This window comes from Immundisolibacter sp. (assembly GCF_041601295.1).
In the GTDB taxonomy this organism is placed as follows: Bacteria; Pseudomonadota; Gammaproteobacteria; order Immundisolibacterales; family Immundisolibacteraceae; genus Immundisolibacter.
The window spans coordinates 1-3,244 of the sequence record NZ_JBFIII010000164.1 but is presented as its reverse complement, the minus strand read 5'-3'; the positions used below and the strand labels follow the sequence as shown (position 1 = coordinate 3,244).

2 protein-coding genes are annotated in these 3,244 nt (G+C 63.0%); both read left to right on the top strand.

Going from position 1 to position 3,244, the window contains the following annotated elements:
- Positions 1-1,239: ABC transporter ATP-binding protein (locus tag ABZF37_RS13950; protein ID WP_372720955.1), on the top strand; the 1,239-nt coding region annotated here is incomplete at its 5' end.
- A gap of 361 nt (positions 1,240-1,600) precedes the next feature.
- Positions 1,601-3,022, top strand: a complete 1,422-nt coding sequence (locus ABZF37_RS13945) for a mannose-1-phosphate guanylyltransferase/mannose-6-phosphate isomerase (RefSeq protein ID WP_372720953.1) — start codon at positions 1,601-1,603, stop codon at positions 3,020-3,022.
- The last annotated feature ends 222 nt before the right edge of the window (positions 3,023-3,244 follow it).

Sequence of the window (3,244 nt, the reverse complement as noted above, 5' to 3'; positions counted from 1 at the left end):
GTTGTATTTTTTACGGGTCGTTTGCGCGCCAGGAGTCGAACCGCACAGGGCTGGATGGGTGATGTAGGAGCGTATTTGCAGGAAACGTTTCTTAACATCCGCATGGTTCAGGCGTATGGTAATGAGGCGCTGCATCGCGATCGAATGCGCAGCCGGGTTGCGGAAACGTTTCTCGCGCTAAAGCGCAGTATGCGCTCACGCGCTTTAATGATCGGTAGTCTTTTATTGGCGGTGTATTCCTCGCTGGGAATTATTATTTGGTTAGGGGGGCGTGGCTTGGCACAGGGCACGATTACCGCTGGTGAGCTGTCGTCGTTTGTGTTCTATGCAGTTATTGTGGCGTCGGCGGTTAGCTCGGCGGCGGAGGTGCTTGGCCAGATATCCCAGGGTGCGGGCGCCGCGGATCGGATATTTGAATTACGGACGGCGCGCCCAACCCGCACGATGCCGGAGTCTCCCGTCCCCCTGCCGGTTCCGGGGCTCGGTGAGGTGGAGTTCGCAGAGGTCACCTTTCATTATCCGGCGTCCGAGCCCACTGCCGCGGCCCTGGACGACGTGTCTTTCAGGGTGGGACGCGGCGAGCAGGTGGCGCTGGTTGGGCCGAGTGGGGCGGGGAAAAGCACGATCTTTGGCCTGCTTCTGGGGTTCTTTGAGCCGCATCGGGGGCGCGTACTGCTGGACGGAGTCGATATCGCCCAGGCGGATCTGGGCGAAGTAAGGCGCAGGTTTGGCATCGTGCCGCAGGACGCCGTCATGTTCTCCGGGACCATTGCCGACAACATCAGGTACGGGCGCCTGGATGCGTCTCCCGAAGCGATCGAGAAAGCTGCCGACGCGGCGCATATCGGGAGGTTTGTTCGTAGTCTTCCGCGGGGTTTCGACACCGAGGTCGGCGAGCGCGGTGTGCGCTTGTCCGGGGGGCAAAAGCAGCGCATAGCCATAGCCCGGGCAATTTTGCGGGATCCACCGATCATGTTGCTCGACGAGGCCACCAGCGCCTTGGATGCGGAAAGCGAGCGGGCGGTTCAGCTTGCCCTGGAAGAGCTGAGTCAGCATCGGACCGTGATAGTGATCGCCCACCGGCTGGCCACAGTGATCAACGCGGACCGAATCATCGTGATGGACCAGGGGCGGATTATCGGCACCGGGACTCATGCTCAGTTGGTACAAAGCAATGAGTTGTACGCACGTTTGAGTGCCTTGCAGTTTTCGACGTCGGCGCCCGCCGCTGGCGTATAAGTTTGTTTCCCGATGCGCGCCGGCAGAAAATCGATTCTATCGAGGCCCAGATCACCAGATTTCAGGGGTGATAGGGGGTTGTTTGTGACCTGCGCCCTGCGGATAGTTGGCGGCGACCGAAACGGCGTTACGTTGAGGATGCTCTGAACAAATCCTTCGACAAGCTCAGGATGAACGGTAACCTGTTGATTCCGTTCGTGGTGAGTCGTGAGCCTGCCGAAGGGTCGAACCATGAACAGAATCGAATTATTCAGCGTCTCCTTAACGGAGTGACCATGGACAGGCGATCGACCAAGCCGGTGTTGATTCTGTTTTTCTTGGCCAAGGGCATTTGGGGCGATAGCGGGAGAGGTCCGCACAAGTGATCATTCCGGTCATCCTGTCCGGCGGCGCCGGCACCCGGCTTTGGCCGCTTTCGCGAGAGCTTTACCCCAAGCAGTTCTTGCCGCTGACCGGCGAGCGCAGCCTGCTGCAGCAGACGATTGTGCGCGTGCACGGCTTGGCGAATGTCGCGCCGCCATTGGTGGTGTGTAACGAGGAGCACCGCTTTCTGGTGGCCGAGCAGTTGCGCGAAATCGGCGTTACCGGCGCGCAAATTCTGCTTGAGCCGGTCGGGCGCAATACGGCGCCGGCAGTTGCCTTGGCGGCGCTGAGGCTGCAATCGGCGGGCGATGATCCGCTGCTTCTGGTGTTGCCGTCGGATCACGTCATCGTCGATACGGCGGCATTTCGCGCCGCTGTGACGGCCGGCAGCGCGGCTGCGGCAGGCGGCGCGTTGGTCACCTTTGGCGTTCTACCGACGCGGCCAGAGACCGGTTATGGCTATATCCGTGCCGGTGACCCCGTAGACGCCAAGGGCCCGGCGCGCCGGGTACAGGCTTTTGTGGAAAAACCGGATGCCGCCCGCGCCGCGGCTTACGTGGCCAGTGGCGATTACCTGTGGAACGGTGGCATGTTCCTGTTCTCCGCCAGCGCGTATCTGGCGGAACTGGAACGTCACGCGCCGGCGATTCTTGCGGCTTGCCGGGCGGCCTGCGATGGAATAAGCGCTGATCTCGATTTCGTGCGCGTTCGGCGCGAGCCGTTCCTGGATGCCCCCAGCGACTCCATCGACTACGCGGTCATGGAGCACACCGATCGGGCCGTGGTGGTGCCGCTGGACGCAGGCTGGAGCGACGTCGGCTCCTGGGATGCGCTGCTTGAGGTGCAGGCAGCGGATGCGCGCGGCAACGTCATCTCAGGCGATGTGCTGGCGCAGGATGTGGACGACAGCCTGATCCGCGCCGAGAGCCGGCTGGTGGCCGCGCTCGGTATAAAGAACCACATCATCGTCGAGACAGCCGACGCGGTACTGGTGGCGGACCGCTCGCGGGCCCAGGACGTCAAGCGGCTGGTCGAGCGACTCAAGGCCGAGCGCCGCGACGAACCCCTGGTACACCGCCAGGTGTTCCGGCCGTGGGGTTCTTACGAGGGGCTGGTTCTGACCGAGCGCTTTCAGGTCAAGCGCATCGTGGTCAAGCCGGGCGCCAGCCTGTCGCTGCAGATGCACCACCACCGCGCCGAGCACTGGGTGGTGGTCAAAGGGACCGCGCGCGTCACCTGTGGTGCCGAGGTGAAGCTGCTGGCCGAGGACGAATCGACCTACATCCCGATCGGCACCACGCACCGCCTGGAGAACCCCGGGCGAATCCCGCTGGAAATCATCGAGGTGCAGTCCGGCAGTTACCTGGGCGAGGACGATATCGTGCGCTTCGAGGACAACTATGGCCGTAGCGGCGAGTGATCGTGTCTGCTGGCCGGTTGGCGGGGGTATCGTCACCGCCTGGGCCCGGCGTTTTATCGGTAGGGATGGCGCGCATGGCCCTGGCCAGCAGCTACCGCAAGCTGGGCATGCCCGTGAAGGCGGTGGGCCACCTGCGCAAGGCGCTCGGTCTCGACGACAGCCTCTCGGCGGTCTACCTCGAGCTGGGCCGCAGCCTGGAGGAGGCCAACATGCCGGCCGACG